7 protein-coding genes are annotated in these 18,203 nt (G+C 45.5%); 5 read left to right on the top strand and 2 right to left on the bottom strand.

Annotated features, from left to right (window positions below):
• Position 1: 1 nt before the first annotated feature.
• A complete protein-coding gene (locus tag E5358_RS02055; protein ID WP_277821128.1) occupies positions 2 to 9,337 on the bottom strand; it encodes a SpvB/TcaC N-terminal domain-containing protein in 9,336 nt (3,111 codons plus the stop codon).
• A 34-nt stretch (positions 9,338 to 9,371) separates the two neighbouring features.
• Positions 9,372 to 12,347 (bottom strand): T9SS type A sorting domain-containing protein, encoded by a 2,976-nt coding sequence (locus E5358_RS02050; protein ID WP_123482778.1) that lies wholly within the window; start codon positions 12,345 to 12,347, stop codon positions 9,372 to 9,374.
• A gap of 432 nt (positions 12,348 to 12,779) precedes the next feature.
• On the opposite strand from E5358_RS02050, the gene E5358_RS02045 reads away from it, so the two are divergent.
• The 5 genes from E5358_RS02045 to E5358_RS15015 all read left to right on the top strand — a co-directional run bounded on the left by E5358_RS02045 (position 12,780) and on the right by E5358_RS15015 (position 18,159).
• Positions 12,780 to 14,864, top strand: coding sequence for a hypothetical protein (locus E5358_RS02045; protein WP_277821127.1), 2,085 nt, complete (start codon positions 12,780 to 12,782; stop codon positions 14,862 to 14,864).
• A 729-nt stretch (positions 14,865 to 15,593) separates the two neighbouring features.
• Positions 15,594 to 15,959: a hypothetical protein gene (locus E5358_RS02040; protein WP_123482781.1), complete on the top strand. Its 366-nt coding sequence runs from the start codon at positions 15,594 to 15,596 to the stop codon at positions 15,957 to 15,959.
• Positions 15,960 to 16,041: 82 nt separating this feature from the next.
• Complete coding sequence (locus E5358_RS02035; protein ID WP_160246870.1) at positions 16,042 to 17,355, top strand: BSAP5b family pore-forming toxin; 1,314 nt, start codon at positions 16,042 to 16,044, stop codon at positions 17,353 to 17,355.
• A 463-nt stretch (positions 17,356 to 17,818) separates the two neighbouring features.
• On the top strand, positions 17,819 to 17,980 hold the full coding sequence (locus E5358_RS15020) for a hypothetical protein (protein WP_160246869.1): 162 nt from the start codon (positions 17,819 to 17,821) through the stop codon (positions 17,978 to 17,980).
• A 17-nt stretch (positions 17,981 to 17,997) separates the two neighbouring features.
• Positions 17,998 to 18,159, top strand: coding sequence for a hypothetical protein (locus E5358_RS15015; RefSeq protein WP_160246868.1), 162 nt, complete (start codon positions 17,998 to 18,000; stop codon positions 18,157 to 18,159).
• Positions 18,160 to 18,203: the final 44 nt, after the last annotated feature.

The raw sequence follows: 18,203 nt of genomic DNA, 5'->3' as shown, positions 1-18,203 counted from the left end.
ATTACTCATTCCCAAGATATTTATTTCCTGTTTGTATAGCTCTTTGTACATTTGGATTTGATAATTGTTCGTTTACTCTATTTGGTGCTGGTACATCCCATTTATTTGTTTTAGGGTCACGAGAATAAAAACGACCATCTTTATTATTATATAAATATTTGTTGTTTTTATTATCTTGAAAATGTATTTGTCCTGGCCGTTGTCCCGGATTTGGATTTTCAACATCAATTCGATTTCCTTTTGAATCTTTCCACAAAGTTTTACTATTGACTTTAGTTCCTCGATTATTGGATGCTGTCGAATTTCCAGTATCAAGATGTCCTTTCTTTTCAGAGAGATTTTTACCTGCAGTAGCCATCATTACAGCTCCGTGCGCTGTAAGACCTGCTCCAACAGCAGCATCAGCACCTCCTATAACTACAACAACAGTAGAAGTTCCAAGCGAAGGACCTTCTGCAACGAGTCCTACCGTAGTAATAGATGTTCCACTTGCAACCATAGCAGAACCTGTACCACTTTCAATAGTTCCCACGGTTAGACTGGCAATATCACCAGCTGTTAATCCTGCATTGAAGTCCTTGGGATCTGAAACATTTCTCCCTGCATATGTTCGGATATTGGTTAATCCACCAGTAGCATTATCTACAAGAGCAGCACCAAATCCTTTTACTTTATCCCACCAATCTTGACCATTAGGGTCACTAAATCTTATTGGATTATTTCCTGTATAACAATATGAAGAATAATCCAAATACTTTTCTTGCATCGGATCTGTTGACATCCATAAACTTAGTCTCGGTTCATAGTACCTCGCTCCATAATAGTACATACCATTTTCTTCGTCAAATTCTTTTGCATTGAAGAGATAAGGCGTGTTCCATACATTGTTGCGTTCCTCTATGAAAACTTCTCCGAATGGCACATATTCAATGTGCTGCACAACTTCGCCGTCAAGATTGGTGATGTAGCTGGAACTACCAAGATGGTCGGGATGATAGTAGAACTGCAGGTTCTCATAGTTGTCTGGATCTTTGAATGACTTTACAACTGTACGAGACCGAGCTTTGTTAGCCTCTAATAGAGCACCCTGTGTTCCGTCATTGCAGCAGAATCCTTCGCCATCTGCATAGTTGTCGTTGTCGGTTCCGTTGTAAGGCACATCAAAGGTCTTGTAGTTGTCCTTGATTACCTGCTGTTGAGCCGCATACTTAGCTTTGTAGTTTACCGAAAGACCGTCAGTGTTGGCACCGGCATATTCGATACGGCGCGGGTCAGAGCCATAGGAGGCGAAATCGCCGACCTTAGACACAATGCGCTGGCTGCCTGCATAGATATGCTTGGTGTAACGACCTCCCTGGTTAGCAACGAGGTACGGACTTACATAGAGCGAGAACTTCGCGGTGTTGGTAGAGCCGCCGGAGAATACTCCGTTGACATAAACCTGATCGCTTTCGCCGGAAGTCTTGACTGTGCGCTCGCCGTCAGCATCATACCAGTAGTTGGACACGAAGCCGTTATCGTCCACTGCAAGCAGACGGTTTTCCTCGTCCCAGATGAGCTTGCGCTCTCTTGTGCCGACCTCATTATGTCCATCGTTCATCATACGTCCGGTGTTCACATATACAAGATTTCCGTTCTTATCATACAAATATACGTGATTATTTTCGATATTATTGTCTCCAGGAGTCTCTTCCGTGCGATAATTCACATCTTTAACACTTGCAAGCTGGAATTTCTTACCGGCTTCAGTACCGTATGTGTATGACAGGTCATAGCCCACATTGAGCGTACCATTGAACTGCACGTTGTCCTGAGTCAGATGCTGGCTCTTGGACTTGATGCGGTGCATGTTGTCGTAGCCCATGGCAAGGGTGTAGGATGCTGACTTATTGTCGGCACCTGTGTATGTACCTGTTGCGGAAACGAGGCGGTATAGTCCGTCGTATGTATAGGCATGCGACATCTGGCCGCCGGCATTGCCGCTGGCAGGAAGTGAAGCGTTGTTAGCCACCGAAAGGACATTGCTGACAGCATCAAAGGTGTAGTCGTTGTCCATGATGGTCGTATTGCCGCTGTTCACCGCGAGGTTACTCAGGCGACGGCGGTTGTCGTAGGTGTAGAACGTCTCTGCGCCGTTGCAATACTTCAGATAACTGCGCTGCTCGAACTTGTCATAGCCCAACTTGGTGATGTAGTCATAGCCGTATGACTTCTCGCCACGGACTTTCTCAAGCAGACCGCCGAGGTTGTACGAGTAAGTCACCTTTTCCTCGTCAGGATAGATCATCTCAAGGAGGCGGTTGTGGCTGTCGTAAGTCCACTGGGTAACGTATGTGGCAATCGCCTGGTTAGGCACGATAAGCGTGCGGCGTGTCTTCGTCACCTCACCCATCTTGCCGTAGAAGTATTCGATGGCACCGGTTCCATCCTCACGCATCATCAGACGGCCGATACGGTTGTGGGATGCGTTGCGGCCGCCATAGTAATACTTCACATTGTTTTCGGGATGGTCAGGATAGTTGATACCCGTCAGACGGTGGTAGTCGTAGGTATAGGTAATCATCTTGCCTTCCTCCGCCATATTAGCCGTCTGCTTGGTGAGCACGTTGCCGAGTGGGTCGTAGGTGAACGAGGTGATACCGCTTGCCGGGTGGTTGACCTCCGTGCGGCGGTCACCCATGTCATAAACGGATGTCGTCACGTTACCTTCGACATCAGAAACCTTTACAAGTCGCTGGATGCCGTCGTACTCGAATGTGGTGGTAATATCACCGTCTGGACCGCTGTGCTGGATAGACTTGACAGTCTTGCCACTACCGTTGGTAACAGTCGATTGACTATTGCCGAGTGCGTCCGTCACCGTTGTTACGAGTGCATTAGACCCGCTGTCAAGGGTGTATTCTGTCTTTGTCTCGAACTCGTCCGGGAGTGTCACACTCAACGCACGGTCAAGAACATCATAGACCGTCACAGTCGGGGTAACATTGTCAAACGTGGTGCTGAACGAGGTCTTGCTGCCCAGACTCTCGGTAGTGGGATAGTATGCCTTTGCCACACGTCCGAAAGCGTCATAGACGTTGCGTCCGCTGACAATCATCACATTCTGGTCGGATGCACCGGAACCCTTCGCAGCCGTAGTGACAACACCGTCCTTCTTCACCTGAACAGGCCGTCCGAAACCGTCAACGAAAGTCACGGTTTCAAGATCGTCATTAGGATGCTGAATGTCGTAGTGCTTGGTCACTGCGTATGCAGGGGCGGTGATGCCCGATTCACTAAAGCCTGCTTTTTGCTGATACTCAAATGCGATGATATAAGGAACACCGGTTGCCAGCTCGTTAGGGCCGCGAACCTTGGTTACACGACCGATGTTGTCAAGCTCAGTCTCGTAGTAGAAGTTGTTAAGGTCACGGCGCTCCAGTGCCATACCGTAGCGGTAATCGAAGTTGCCCGCCTCGCTGCGGTAGCCCCAAGCGTCGTCGATACGCTCGACATACATGTTCATCTCTGGCTCATAGCGGTACTTGTACCACATACGCTGTCCCGTGCCGTTGGCAGGAAGAGTCTTCTGGGTGATATTGCCATAACGGTCGTACTTGTAGTCGGTGACTGCCGTTCCGCTGCCGAGCTGCTGTGTCACCTGTGTCAGATGGTTCGGGTACTTGGTGTCGTAAGTCGCCGACACGTTGTGATACGTCGAGCCATCGCCACCGACAACGGTCACATTCGTAGGAAGTCCGAAAATGTGCTTGTCGGCATTGGAGGTGTACTGGATGTTTGTCGCATAGTCATAGCTGCCCGTGCCGCTGTTGCCAAGGCTGCCCTTGTCGCTGTAGCGGTAGGATTTCAGTTCTCCATGATAGCCGTTGAGATAATACTCGTTCCATGCCTCTGAGATTACCATCCCCTGCGAAGTACCCTCGTACTGCTTGTTGGCAGTATAGCGTAGAGGAACGAAAGCCGATGCACGGTCACTATAGATTACATCCTGCTTTGTGAAGGAGTAGTTGTCCGCATTGGCGGTCATGCTGTAAGCGTCATACTCGTTGACAGTCTCAGTGAACTTGTTGCCTGCTGCGTCAGAAACGTATGAAGCCACAAGGTTGCCGGACGTGTAGTAGTTGTCAACGGCAAATTCCTGAACAGACTGGCGATATACGCCGTCGCCCTTCTCGGTGTCAAGGCTCTTGGTGATGACCTTGCCGAAGCCGAGGAAGTCACGCTCATGGCGGTCACGGAAGCCGTCAGCGTATTCAAATGCCGCTTTCATCAGCGGACCGTCGTCATGGATACCGTCATCAACGGTCAATGCCGACATAACCCACTTGCCACCGGGGTGTCCGTAGGTCGGGGTCGAGTGTGCGTAATCCAGCTCGAAGCGTCCGCCGATAGAGTTGGTGACAGTCTTGAGCATATTGGTACGGCCGATAGCAGAGCGTGTAACAGTAAGCTCACTCTCACTGTTGGAGGTCACGATGTCAAGATAGCCGTCGCCGTCAACATCCTGCAAAGAATAATTGGTACGATTGATACTGTGACTCAATGTCACGCCGGGATTTGTAGATATTTTTAATGACGGTCCAATAGGAAGAGGTATAGGAATAGAAACCGTAAAAGCTACATTTCCGCCTTCGGATGTAGATGCTGACTTGCTTAATGCTTCCACACCTTGCCATACAAACGGAGTATCGAATCCTATTCCGGTATTCAATGCAACCATGATGCCATTGCCGGATTTCCAAACCTTGTCGGGTAATCCGTCTGAATTGACATCCGTAAGATTGTATTGTTCCTCATTCGCGGAAGTTACTATATTGTATCCACCTGCGAAACTGCCGGAACCTTGGTTATATCCGCCACCGACATTTGCTGTATAAGACTGGCTCTTGCCGCCCTGTATGCGGTCAATATCCCAGTCGATAGGCTCAGTGAAAGAATAGCCTAAATTCAATCTTACTTTATTCCCTGATATAATTTTATCAGCAAGACCATCGCCGTTCACATCAACAAAATTCTCAATATTCCAGTCTTCGTTCGATGGCGGAATGCTGAGAGAAGCGGAAATAGAACCCTTTGCCTTGTTGCTTGATTCTTGGTTGGCAGAGGTATTCTTTCCGTTAGCAATCTGTTTAATGGTCGCTACTGCTGAGAGGATAGGATCGCTACCGAGCGCAAAGCCTTGTGCCTTACTGCCACTGGTGATTGTTCCCATACCTTCCAGTACCTCTCCACTGATACCACCAAGCGTGTTGGTATATTGGATTTTTCCACCGGCGACAATATCCGGATAGCCGTCACCGTTCAGGTCTATCATCATGGATTTTGTCTTGCTGTCACCGTTTGCGTCATTGTACGTGAATATTGCACCGCCTTGTACAACATTGTTATGGCTTACCATTTCCTGCGAAATTGCTGCTGCACCTGTTCCTTGCAGATGCTCGCCGGCAAGTCCTGATACGTTTCCGATATTCTCAAACGGATTGCTCAGTACGACATCCTGTTCTGTAAGACGCGCCGCACCCATATTGGTCGCAGTGATGAAAATTTCCTCACGCTGTCCGCTCCATCGGTCGAGCTTATTCAAATCCGTGCTTAATGGAGTAAATGCCATTGTTAACGGATCAACCGTTGCATTCTCATCCTGCGGCAAAGTCAGAAGAGATTCATCAATCGGACGGGAATAACGGTTGTCGGAGGCGTTATAGACGAAACCTCCCCAGCCACGATACAGATTTCCGAAGCCTGCCGGGTCGTTGGCTGCATACAGATTAGCCTCCGCTGTCTGTGGCAACAATACTGACGGAGATTTTATCTGAACTGAAACGCCAGTAATAGCATCGCCAATCTTACAATCATCAGAGAATAATTCAAACCAGACCTTATCGCTGCCGATGTCGGATTTCAGTATGGAGATAGAATCATTCGCCACAATACCGCCGGTAACAGCAAATGATTTCTTACCCAACAGTCTGTCTGTGGTCTTTACGGTCAAAGTGAGGCTGCCATTATATGACGGATTGGAGAATGTAATGACCGGCTTGACATAAAGCACAGTATCTGCCGTTGTCGGCAAATACGAAGGCGCATTTACGACATGGTTTGAATACAGCGTATAATCCGGACAGACTTGACGGTTCTGCTGTGTCCCGGTAGAATCTGTATAAGAAACGACAGGACTCCATTTGACTGCATTCCAACGAACATTGGATTCCGAGCTAACGACAAAACGGAAGTTTGTCAGTCCGTCTGTATTCTGCAGTGATATGGTGACATCATCGTTGTAGCTCTCATTCCATGGGAATGTGCGGGTATATACCTGCTTCTCGACATACGACGGGTTGTCGTTGCCATTACCATCCTTTTTGTCGGTTGACCCGATAATGATGAGGGTCACATCATCCGTTGTCGCAGGTTTAATGAAATTACCAGATATACCGACAGTCTGATTCCCTTTCTCAATGCTTAAATAAGTTGAAGCAAAATACAATGCACCTTCTTCCGGCTCGTATTTAGTCGTTGAGTAGCCGTTTGGCATGGTTTCCTCTGTACCGGCATAGGTTATGACCGGATGCCAAACCACTTCATCAAATGCGCCGTTACTCATTTCCTCCGCCCCTGACTGGACACGGAAATATATACGATCGCCCTTGTTTACGGATATTGATGAAGCATTTGCCTGATAAGAAGTCACGTCACCCTTTGCGATGGACTGACTCCACAATTCCGAACCGCCTTTCTGTATGGCGACACGGACTCCATCTGCTTTTTCATACGCCTCCGTATCATAATCGCCCGTAGGAGTTACAAGAGATACAGAGCCAGAAATGCTGATGACACCGGCTCTCGGTGCCACCCATACGCGGACGGCATCCTCCATTGGGGAGATACGCAATGCTTCTGCCTGTTCTTCCGGATCAACCGCACCTACGGACACGTCAATCTTTGTCGGGTCATATATAATCGGACTTGGAGTGTCTGCACTGCTGAGAGTGAATGTCGGAACAGCATTGCCTTGGGCATCAAAGTCGATGTGATTGAAATAGACCTTGCCGTTTGAAACGAGGTCAATCAGACCATCTCCGTTTATATCAGAGAAATAAACGGTCGTCTTGGTCGTGGTTTTGGACGCATCTGTACCAATGGTAGCCACTGCAGCACCCCATCCAGCCTTGACATCTGCACCGCCAGAGTAAGTGTTACTGCTTGAAGATGAGAATCCGCTTATTCCGTTTACCCTAATCGGCTCTCCGTAAGAGACCTCACCTGTATCACTATTCCTTAACTGAGGACGATAATAGACAGAGTTTCCATCACGATATACCTTGTCTGGCAATCCGTCACCGTTCAGATCTACAAATGTTGAAAGACCTTTGGATTTGTCGTTGGAATAGTTGAAGCTTCCACCGATTGTACCTGATGTTGACGAACTTCCATCGTATATTCCGACACCGGCATAGAACGAACCACCCACGGAAGAACTTGTCGTTCCACCGAGAGCCGTAGGCTTGTCACTGAACATGTCCATTCCCTGCAACGGATTGATGAACCCTGCATCCAGTCCGTCATTATGTGTGTTCCATGTCTCGGATTGTGACTTGAACGGCACATATCCGCTTGCCGACTGCACGTCATCGTAATAGTCGAATTTCTGGAAGGCGAACTCCTGTCCCTGGTCGTCAAACTGACGAACACCCTCCAACAAATCCTTGTGGAACGCGCCATCAACGTATGAGAACGTGTAGCTGCGCAATTCCTCGCCCATGAAGTTGATAGAAACTTTCTCAAGCAGCCTGTTGGAAGAGGTCAGATAACCATAACGTGCGTTGTTGGCTTTCTGCCGCTTGGTCTTGTCGCCTGTCAGCGTCACCACGGTGTGAGGCTCGCTGCTCTCAACATTGCCCGCACTGACCTTGGAGAGATAGATGGCCTTTGCCACCAGTCCGCCACGAACCGGCTCGTTGGCTGTCGTGTACTCGTACTCTATCCAGTCGCCGTGTGTTTCTACAACCTTCTTGAGCTTCCATTCGGAAATCACCTCGCGTGTGTTGCCAGCGATGTCGGTAATCGTGCCCTTGATCACTGCGCCCTCGCCACCATAGGTATAAACCACGCCCTGCTTGTCGGTCACTTCCCAATAATAGTTGGCCGGACTGTCGCCCTTACGGATGATTCGTGAGAAGTCACCGCCCTGACGGGTATAGAACTGACGGTCAGTCTTGCGTGCAATCTTGTCGCCACGGTGGGCCACGCTCATCGCACCGTTGTCATCCATTGTAGAGAGCATGGAGCCGGAGAGCGAATAGGTCTCGGTCTCGTCTGCAAGGTCATAACGCGGCACACCCCAACGGGTATCAAGCGTGATGGACGGTACGGAGAGGTCCCAGCCCTGTCCGAGCCATCCGTTGCCACCGTCACTGTTGTAGCTGATGGCGAGAGAGGGAGCCATGCCGTTACGTGCCGGAGGCATCTCAAAGGCGTACTGCAAGTTGGCCGAGCCACGGTTGTTTGCCGATGGCGGTGCTATGATGTTGAGCTTCGCCGTTGGGTCTGCCGCCTTGATGTCGTTCATCATGGTCGGGGCGAAACCGTCGGTCTCAGGGGATTCGGGTGCCTGTATGACACCGTTGATCATGTCGGTGAAGTGAGTGGTCTTGGATTCCACGTAGGCCAGTTCCTTGTTGACCCTCACCCTTTCGAGAGCCACCCAGTGCCCCTCTTTGGTGTCGTAGTAGAATGTTCGTATATCGTCTTCCGTATAACCGCTCGGTATCCTCGTGCGGTCATACTTCAGGCGTACTGTAGCACCCTCTTCGGTGAAGTGCGTGCCGTGAGGGAGGAAGCGGTAGCCGTCGCTCTCGCCCGTGACATTGCACATAGCAAAGTCCAGTTCCGGCAATGCCGTACTGTCCACCGCGCAGATGGAAAGGCTTACCGGGCGCAACAGCCGTCCCTTTGCCACGGCAAGAGTGCCGCCGGCCACGGAAATGCTGTCTGAATGTGCCGTGGTGAAATATTTACGGACGGATCCGTCGGCAGAGACCTTGTCCTCATTTGCATTGGTCTGTTCCGTTTTATTGCTGGGAACAGCTTCGGCAACAGTTCCTTTTGCCGTTGTATTGCCGGATGTAAACTCTTCCTTCTGTTGCGGAGAAGGATTGCCGCTTTCTGTGGCCGCCAATCCGGGTGATGCGTCGGTGGCGTCAGCCACTATGCTGGTGCCGATGTCTTCCTGCCGGGGCATGGCGTCTGCTGTTGAGCCGGGATACATGAAAATCCCTGCCAAACCTGCCGCCGACAATATGACGGAAGCAACGGCTATGATATATGACCGTTTCATAATGTTACAGTTGTATTTGATAATGTGGTTTGTATTATTTGGCCAGAATCTTTCGGGTATGTTCGCCGTCGTCGGTGATAGCCTTTACAACATATACGCCTGACATAGGCACTCTGAAACGCGATGTCTTTATGACATCACCCTCCATCTGTCCCTCATAGACAAGTTTACCAGAAGTATCAAAGACCATAAGCGTTGCCGGTCCGTTCTTTCCTCGGTCGAGCACAGCATCAAAGATGTGTGTGGTTCCGTCCTCGTTATATACTGAGAGCTGGCTGTTCCTCTCCGCCTGTCCGGAATCTTGAGTCCCATGATCCGCCTCTCCAATGACTACATCTTGTTTCGGCTCGATGCCGTTGGGTGCTGACGGGTCACATTCGTTGCCGATGTGTACCGTGTAGGCTACTGTGCTGCTCTTCGGAGTCTCAATCTGCACGTTTCCGTTTATCTCAAAGTCATCCACCGGCTGTCCGTTGATGGTAAGGTCGGTGATATGGGTCTCGCCACGGCCGTATTTGATGCAGACTCTCCACAAACGAAGTGTCCATGCGCTCTTCTTGAGGACTTCCACACCGTTGTGATACCAGCGTACATATATGCCGCTTATCTTCAGTCCGAGTGTGTCGCCCGGCTTGATGTTCACTCCTTGTGTCAGGCTCGTGTATCCGTCGATGATGAAATAAGCCTTGTCGCCGCGTACATCGTAGCCCCACTGCGTGATGTCCTCTGCCACTGACGGCTCCGCTCCGATGCGGTACCATGATCCGGTCTCGGTAACAGTCCATTCAATCTCTCCGCCTGTAAACCTGCGGTCGGTATGCGAATACGTGGAATACAGGAGATTTCCCTTTCCGTGGATGTCGTTGCCTCCGCCCTGTGTGATTGTCAGGGTGTATGTACCGGTTGCCAGGTTGTCAATCCGATGGGTGTCACCCATAAAACTGCCGCTGGCAACGATGTCGTCTTTCTTCATTCCCGCAACGGTATCTACCGTGAGCACATATTTATATATAGGTGTACCGATGTTTATACCGATGTCGAGATAGCCGTCTTTTTGCGGAACACCGTCAAGGCAGGTCGTGGGATGCGCCTCTACATCGGCGGATATGCCGTCGAAGTAGGCAAATGTGAACACATCCGAACCGTTGCCGTCAGCATCCCACAGGATGTTGTGGAACATCGTTTTGCCTCTACTGATGTCGGGACTGGAGCATTTCACCATTGTGGCGGTGCCTGTATCAAAGTGTCCTTCGCCCGACGGGTCGATGAGCATGACAGTACGCTGGCGGCTGTAATGGTAGAACTCCTTTTCGGGAGTTAGGTTGTGAGCCAGCTCTGCAAAATAGCCGGTCTCAGAAACACCGTTAGTACGGACGGAAGCCAGAACCAGCGGAGTACCGGACGATTCAGCCTTGATGATGCCGTGCAGTGCGGAAGACTTTACATTGTCGGGGAGCATGACGGAATATGCCGCATTACCCTCGCCGTCAATACGCAAATAGACCGCCCCGTCGGAAAGCATGACGGAAATGTCGCTGCCGCTGGCATCTGTGCCCACGGAAGCTGCAGATATTTGTCCGTCGGTGATGGTCCAGACGCTGCCGTCACTAACGAAACGGAAACCGTATGAGCATCCGTCATTCCCTGCACCGCTGAAGCCGACATCGAAAGTCGGATGTGCATACGGACAGGAGAACTCTATGAACCCGTTGTTGTCAATCATGTTGGGCGTTACAGCTGTACCAGCCGTTCCCTCGTCCTGACTTATCATGTCGATGAACCCCTTGGAAGTGACCGTCATGCCATTACCCGTCCAGCGCACCGTGGCACTGTCGCCCGTAACCGGCATATTGGTCTTCACGAGCCATGTACGGTTCATGATATGCCACAGCGTATCATTGGGAGAGGTGTATGTCTCCAAAGAACCGCCGTCATCACCCCAGAACAGGAAGCCTTTGTCCGGCATGATGTTCCCGTACTCGCGTCCCATTACCAGCAAATGCGATTCTGACGGAAGTCCGTATGCGTTTGACTTATGATAGCTGTCATTTTCCGGGAGGGATGCGTATAACGGTCCTTCTTCATAGGACGTCGCAGACATCGGTTGACTAAAATCCCATGTACTGTTTCGCGCCACGGAGGTCACCCTGTGGTGATAGACACCAGCTTCATCCCTGTCCCATGCAAGGTTTCCGTCTCCGTCAAGATAGGAGTCATTGAGCGTGATGCCGTACTTCATGGCGAGGTAGCTTTCCGCCCGGCGTCTTTCTCCGGGAGTTAGAAGGCGGTTATAGACAAGCAGCTCCGGTGTGTAGCCCTCGAACACATTGTTGCCAAAAGTGGACGTGTCGAAAGGCCCGTTGAAATGTTCGTTGGAGGTACTGTATGTTCCGCCAATAGTCAGTGTTCCGTTCGGGCCACCCCATACCGAGGTGTTGGGCGCAGCCGCACGGTAATAGGTCAGCACCTTGGTGGCATGTTCCTTGAAGATGTCCAGCGTCACGGAATCCTTGGCCGTATGCCGGAGATCCTCACCGTCTGTATCACCGTAATCGAGCGGTGCAACCGAGCCTGGCCGTACAATCTTGTCGTTGGTGACAAGACTGCCGCCACCGTCGCCGCTGGCGACACTATAGATGACAGATTCATTTGTGAAGGAATAAGGTGCAAACACACCGATGATGGTGGCTTGCGTAAGGTTTGAGCGGAAAAGGTCGCTCCACTTCGGGGAGTCGCCTTTGGAGAAATCAATCGCTGGATTGAAGTTAAGGAACTTGAGCAGGCTCCTGTCCTGCGTGAAAACGTAATTCCCGGCGGTGCGGTTGTACGCATAAAGCGACAATGAATCACCCGCAAAGTCGAACCAATGGTAGCGACCTTGCAAATTGCTACTGACCGGTGCGGTCCTGAACCAGACATCCACGCCATCGTCGAATCCACCAGGGGAACGAGCGGGAAGCATGAGTGCCGATAACCCGAACAGGCCAGAAAAGAGAAGAGTCCTTTTCATAAGCGCAATGTGTTAAATGGTTGTACATTATGTGATGTTTTTGTTGAATGTCGGTTATCAGCGTGAAGTCCGTTGGAGGTATGGCAGGACGTGGAGTCCTTTTGGGGAGTAGATGTCTCATATTGACCCCTCCAAACTGTAACTTTACGGCAAAGGTACAAAATTTACACAACAATCGTTATCTAAATGGAAATTAATTCTTGAATTTAATATCAATTAACATAAAATCCCTTGAATATGACCTGTATAGGTGACAATTATGATGTTTTATGGATATAAAACATATCAAAATGTCGTTGAACTCAAAGCATTTGAGATATAATGTCTGGTCTGTTGTGTTTAAGGCTTATGTAGTGCCAAAGCGACATTGCGAGTATTATACGATTCCAATGATGAATGAAACAACATTTATACATTTATTATATAGCAAATTTGAATAAAATAGATAACGATTGTTATTTTAATGGGCTAAAAATTTGTCGGGGTGAAGATTTTGCAGTACCTTTGCACCTCAGTATCACCGTCGTTGGTAATACAATTACAGAGAAGGTGAACACAGAAATGTTAATTTTGATAATGACAATGATTACAAATAGAATACAACATATCAACTCTTTGCTGCCGTTGGAAGGTAAGTCTTCTGATATTGACAGCAAGATTCTTCCTTGTGCCCGTTTGCTTCATGCGAGGACTCTTGTTATTGTGCTGGTTTCTGCCATTATGTTGACTGCCTGTGAAAGACACACTCCGGCATGGAAACAGATGGATATCGCAGAGAGTCTTATGAACATCAAGCCGGATTCAGCTCTCGCGGTATTAGATGGCATCCCAGCCTCTGATGTCAAAGGAAAAGAAACATTGGCCAGGTATGCACTACTTAAATCTATGGCGTTGGACAAGAATTGTATTGATACCACAACATTTGATATCCTTCAACCTGCTATTGATTATTATATCGAGTATGGTTCTCCTGATGAGCAACTACGGACATATTATTATCAAGGGAGAGTTTATCAGAATCAAGGCGATAATGACTTGGCTATGCAAAGTTTCATGCGAGGAAAAGAATTTTGCCAAGAAGCATCCGATACCTTGGCTATGGCAAACCTCATGGTCGCCCAGGCGACTATTCTGTATTCGACATATAAGATAGATGATTATATCAAGAACAATCTTGATGCGGCAAAATTATATAAAGCCATTAATCGTCCGGATTATGAAATATCTTGTCTTGCCAATATCTTGGACGGAAGTATTCTTAACAACGATAGAACTCTGGCGGACAGTATTATGTCAATCGCACAAGAACGAGTAAAGCAAAATTCAGAATTAGGCATGGTTATTGCCCCATACGCCCTTTCTTACGCTTTGAAATTTGGTAATAAGGAAGATATTGTAGATATTCTCCATTACTATGAACACATGCAGAATCTGAGTGACGAGACTAAATTAGATATTGTAGAGGCATATTGCAAAATAGGTGATTCTTCTAATGCCAACCGTTTTATGGATTCAATAGACTCTACTTCAAAAGTGAGAACTTCTTTGAAATATCTAGCAATTCAATCTGACATTTTGGAATTACAAGGTGATATTGCTGGAGCATTAACGGCATATCGGCAGTTTTCGACCACCATTGACTCTATTCATATGAATATCTTTTCTCGTGATCTGCTGTTTGCCCAAGAACGCCATGAAATGGAGAAAGTTAATTTGATGGAAAAACAAAGAGTTGATAAAATTATTTGGTTAAGTCTATGTATTGTTTTTGTATTGCTGATTATCATCGGATATGTTTACTATCGCTATAGGCTAGGAAAGGCTAAAAGCTTGTTAGACACCCAAGAAAAACAAAGATTACAACTGGAACAGGAGAATCTTAAAAGAGAAAATGAAAACCTTGAATTGAGAAGTCGTCAAGTTGAACTGGAAAGGCATAATCTTCAACAAGCAAATGAAAAGCTCGAATTGGAGAGGCATAATGCTGTTCTTGAGAAACAAGCTGCTCAATTAGAGTGTGAACGTCAATCTTTGGCCGCAGAAAACCTTCGACTCAAAATTGTACAACTTGAGAATGAAAGTGAAAGTCTTAAAGAAGTATTGGAAAAACAAAAAGATTTAGCCAAACCTATTGAAGATGCTATCAAAATAAGGATAGAAATGTTGAATGGGTTATTGGCTTCACGTATCACAGATAATGACTCATACGCAGAACCGTATGGCACTTGGAAAGATCAAATTATTCAAGATAAGGACGAGTTCATGAATACCACTCGTCTTGCTTTTAAAGCTTCCCATCCTAAATTTATTGAATACCTTGAACAACATGGTCTTAGTGAATCAGAGATAAATTATGTATGTCTTTATGCGATTGGACTCCGTGGAAAGGAAGTTGGTGAATATATGCAGCTAAAAAGGCATTACCATATTAGCAGTGATGTACGTAAGAAACTTGATATTGATGAACATCAGACCAACATTGGTATTTACATTAGAAAACTTATGAAACAACTGTAGTTCTATCAGATAATCACTTCACATATTCCGAACAGTCTATCTACCCAATCTGGTAAATGGACTGTTTTTGTAGTTTGTCCCTATATATAATTCAAAGTGTCAAACTGGCAAGTGTGTAGAAAGTGGTCTATTTGTTATTGGTAATATACTATCATTCAGTATAATATAAAATTGCTGCGTCAAACTTTTATTATTGCTTGAAAATAAAGATTATAGTATCTTTACGCCATTATATAGTTGAAACCATCAATAAAGGACTAAGGAGCATAAGTTCTCGAACCTCATAATTAAACCCAAATAAATGATACGATATTGTTTTGTATGTTGCATACTATTGTCTTTTCTATGACGAGCATCCTGACCCTTTATCCGCTTGAACGGAATCTGAAAATCATGAGCTTTTTCGCTGTTCATACTATTTTCGTTTAACGATAGAGTAAGTCCGGTATTTTGTTCTCATGAGAAAAGTATAGTTCGTAATTTATTCTTTTGGAGGATTTGAGAACAATAAGATATAATTCTTGGGTACTGTAATTAATTAGCGTTTATAGACCGATTGTCTCCAACCGTCAAACTTTTGACACTCCTGTGCAGAAATCAATCGCCCCCCCCGTTTATAATATATTGATTATCAGCATAATAAAAAGTTTGACTGTCAAACTTTTACCCTTGGTTGAAAACTTTTTCTACAGTAATTTTGCATCAGTTTAATCAATTAAAGCAATAACAATGAAAAAGTTACTCTCACTCCTCGGAGTTTTAATTATTATTGGATGTCTTCAAGCCAATGCCGAAAAATCTGGAGTCTATATGGACTTTTACAAGTATGGTCACGAAGGCAAAAACACAACAGTTCATCGTTCTCCTATGAGAATCCCTATTGATGTATATTATGACGACGAATTACGTCAAATAGAGATTTCCGGTTCAACGGATATTGATGTACAAATATACCTATGTGATGAGAATGGAAATATTATTGCCTATTCTTCAATTACTAATACCACATTGGATATTCCGGAAGGTTATAATGGACGACTTTCCATCAGTATAGAATGTGATAATTGGGTTGCTATTGGTTGCATAACAATATAGAGCAAGTCATCATAAGACTTTACATAAACAAATCTATCGGTTTAATAAACTGGCGTTCAAATAACATTAAAATTATATGTATATGAAGAAAATTCTTTCACTACTCGGTTTTGTGGCTATATGCTGCTTTATCTCTGCATGTTCTGATGAAGATTTACCAATCTCAGAATCTGAAGTAAATTCACAAGACTTATTGTCAACTAAGTACGGTGCAAGTTTGATCAAATCTTGTGAACTTGATTCCATCATCCCATTGGAAGGAGATAGTGTAACGATGCGAAAGTTGCAGGTCAAAACACGTTCTACATCTTCAAACTCAGATTTGTATGAAGAACTTCACCAATTAGATCAGATTCCTATTTATTTACAGATTAAAGGTAATACTTCTACAAAACATTTTCTTGATGTTAGCGGAGAAGGCAAGGAACTGACTTTTGAGAATTATAAAAACAATGATGTATCTCAACAATTTTACATTAAAACTTTACCGGCTTACACAGGAATACCATATTTGATATATTCAAAAAAGACCAATACACCTATCAGTCTTGGAGCTTATTCCAGTAACCCTGATGTAAAAGTTGTGTATGCTAAACCATCTAGTAACACATCTACTTTTGGTGCATCTTGGGATATTCGTTATGGTGAATATTCAAATGAATCATTCATCATTGAAAATCAAGATTACCCACGGCAGGGCAATAGTGGATCTTTGTATGATGTTTATTATAGTGTGATTACGGCAAAGGATTCAAAGGTGTCTTTAGAAAAATATGCAAAATTACCACGACAGGAGTTTTCGATTATACCCGTAGAAGATTTTAAAATTGAAAGTGTCACATTTGATACTAATGCATCAACATTATCCAACATACCGGATGTGATTTTTTCGGATAAATTTACCAATAATGGTCCAATAGATCAGAATCATACTTTTACGATTTCTGACAGCTATAGAGAAACGTCATCTTTTAATAAAAGGACATCCTATAATGTTAATGTAACCACTAAGTTCAAAGTTAGAGTTCCGTTTATTGCTAATGGAGAAATAAGCACCTCAGTTTCAGAGGGACAGGATTTTACTTATGGCGAAACAGAAGAGCATAGTGTTTCTATCAACAGAACCTATCCAATCACAGTGCCTTCAAATTACATAGCACAAATGACATTGACTCTATCAAAATATACAATGGACGTAGAATATTGTGCTGTATGCGTAGGAACGGTTTCTGGTAGAAAGATTAATATTAGGGGTATTTGGAAAGGTGTTGATGTTCAAGAATCAGATGCATTTTTAACATTGACTCCAATCAATGGAACGAAATCAGCAAGTAGAAAGATACAAATTACCGATGAGATGATTTCAAATTCTAATGGCTATGTCAAAGTCGATTAATATGCGAATATTGAGCTTGGTTATTATTGCTGTAATTGGGTTGGCATCATGTAGTGTATATAGGAATAGTGCATCTGCATCTATCTCTATTGGAGAACTGAATATTGGAATGGATAAAGAATCTGTTCTAACCAAATACGGGCAACCGTTTTCGTTCGATGCTCAGATTTCAGACAATGATACTATAGTGGTTTTGTCATACAAATCACCCAAGCCGGTAGCTAATTGTGAATTTATAGTATCAACGAAACTACTATTCGTTAATAATAAATTAAAATCCATCTCTCAAAGTGACTTCTTCGTGCCCGAGAGTGTGATATACTGCGATTCAACAAAAGTTCTTTTTAAAGATAGAATTTATAACACGAAAGATTAAAGTCGACAATAATCCCACAGACCAAACTGTTCAAAGGAGCGGAAACTGAAAAGCTTATAGAGTAAGTACAATAAAAAAAGAACAACAATGGATATTAAATCATTGATTGCAGCAGAGGATGTATTGACGTCTGAACTGGAAAGTATCTACGGCGGTAACGAACCTGTAGAAGTAGTGTGTAAAGGTGACGGAGTTGTAAAACTTCCAACAAACCCGGAAAAAGCCAGCACAATGCTGACTGTGTTTTAACAAAAAAATAATGTATTATGGATATTAGAACATTGACATCTTTTGAAGATGTATTGAACTCAGAGTTGGAGTCAATCTTTGGAGGCAATGAACCTATAAAGGTTGAGTGCAAAGGTGACGGTATCGTTGAGGTTCCAACAAACCCAGAAAAAGCCACCATGATGCTTACTGTGTTTTAACGATAACAAGGACTAATTATTGGGGTGCGACGGTTTAATCACTG

The sequence above is a fragment of the Palleniella muris genome (assembly GCF_004792655.1).
In the GTDB taxonomy this organism is placed as follows: domain Bacteria; phylum Bacteroidota; class Bacteroidia; order Bacteroidales; family Bacteroidaceae; genus Prevotella; species Prevotella muris_A.
Note: the sequence above shows the minus strand (reverse complement) of the source record. Positions and strands in the feature narration are given on the sequence as shown.

Bases quoted from the DNA above. Each gene is read 5' to 3' on its own strand.
- E5358_RS02055 (WP_277821128.1), bottom strand. From the start codon at position 9,337: ATGAAACGGTCATATATCATAGCCGTTGCTTCCGTCATATTGTCGGCG.
- E5358_RS15020 (WP_160246869.1), top strand. From the start codon at position 17,819: ATGGATATTAAATCATTGATTGCAGCAGAGGATGTATTGACGTCTGAA.
- E5358_RS15015 (WP_160246868.1), top strand. From the start codon at position 17,998: ATGGATATTAGAACATTGACATCTTTTGAAGATGTATTGAACTCAGAG.
- E5358_RS02050 (WP_123482778.1), bottom strand. From the start codon at position 12,347: ATGAAAAGGACTCTTCTCTTTTCTGGCCTGTTCGGGTTATCGGCACTC.
- E5358_RS02035 (WP_160246870.1), top strand. From the start codon at position 16,042: ATGAAGAAAATTCTTTCACTACTCGGTTTTGTGGCTATATGCTGCTTT.
- E5358_RS02040 (WP_123482781.1), top strand. From the start codon at position 15,594: ATGAAAAAGTTACTCTCACTCCTCGGAGTTTTAATTATTATTGGATGT.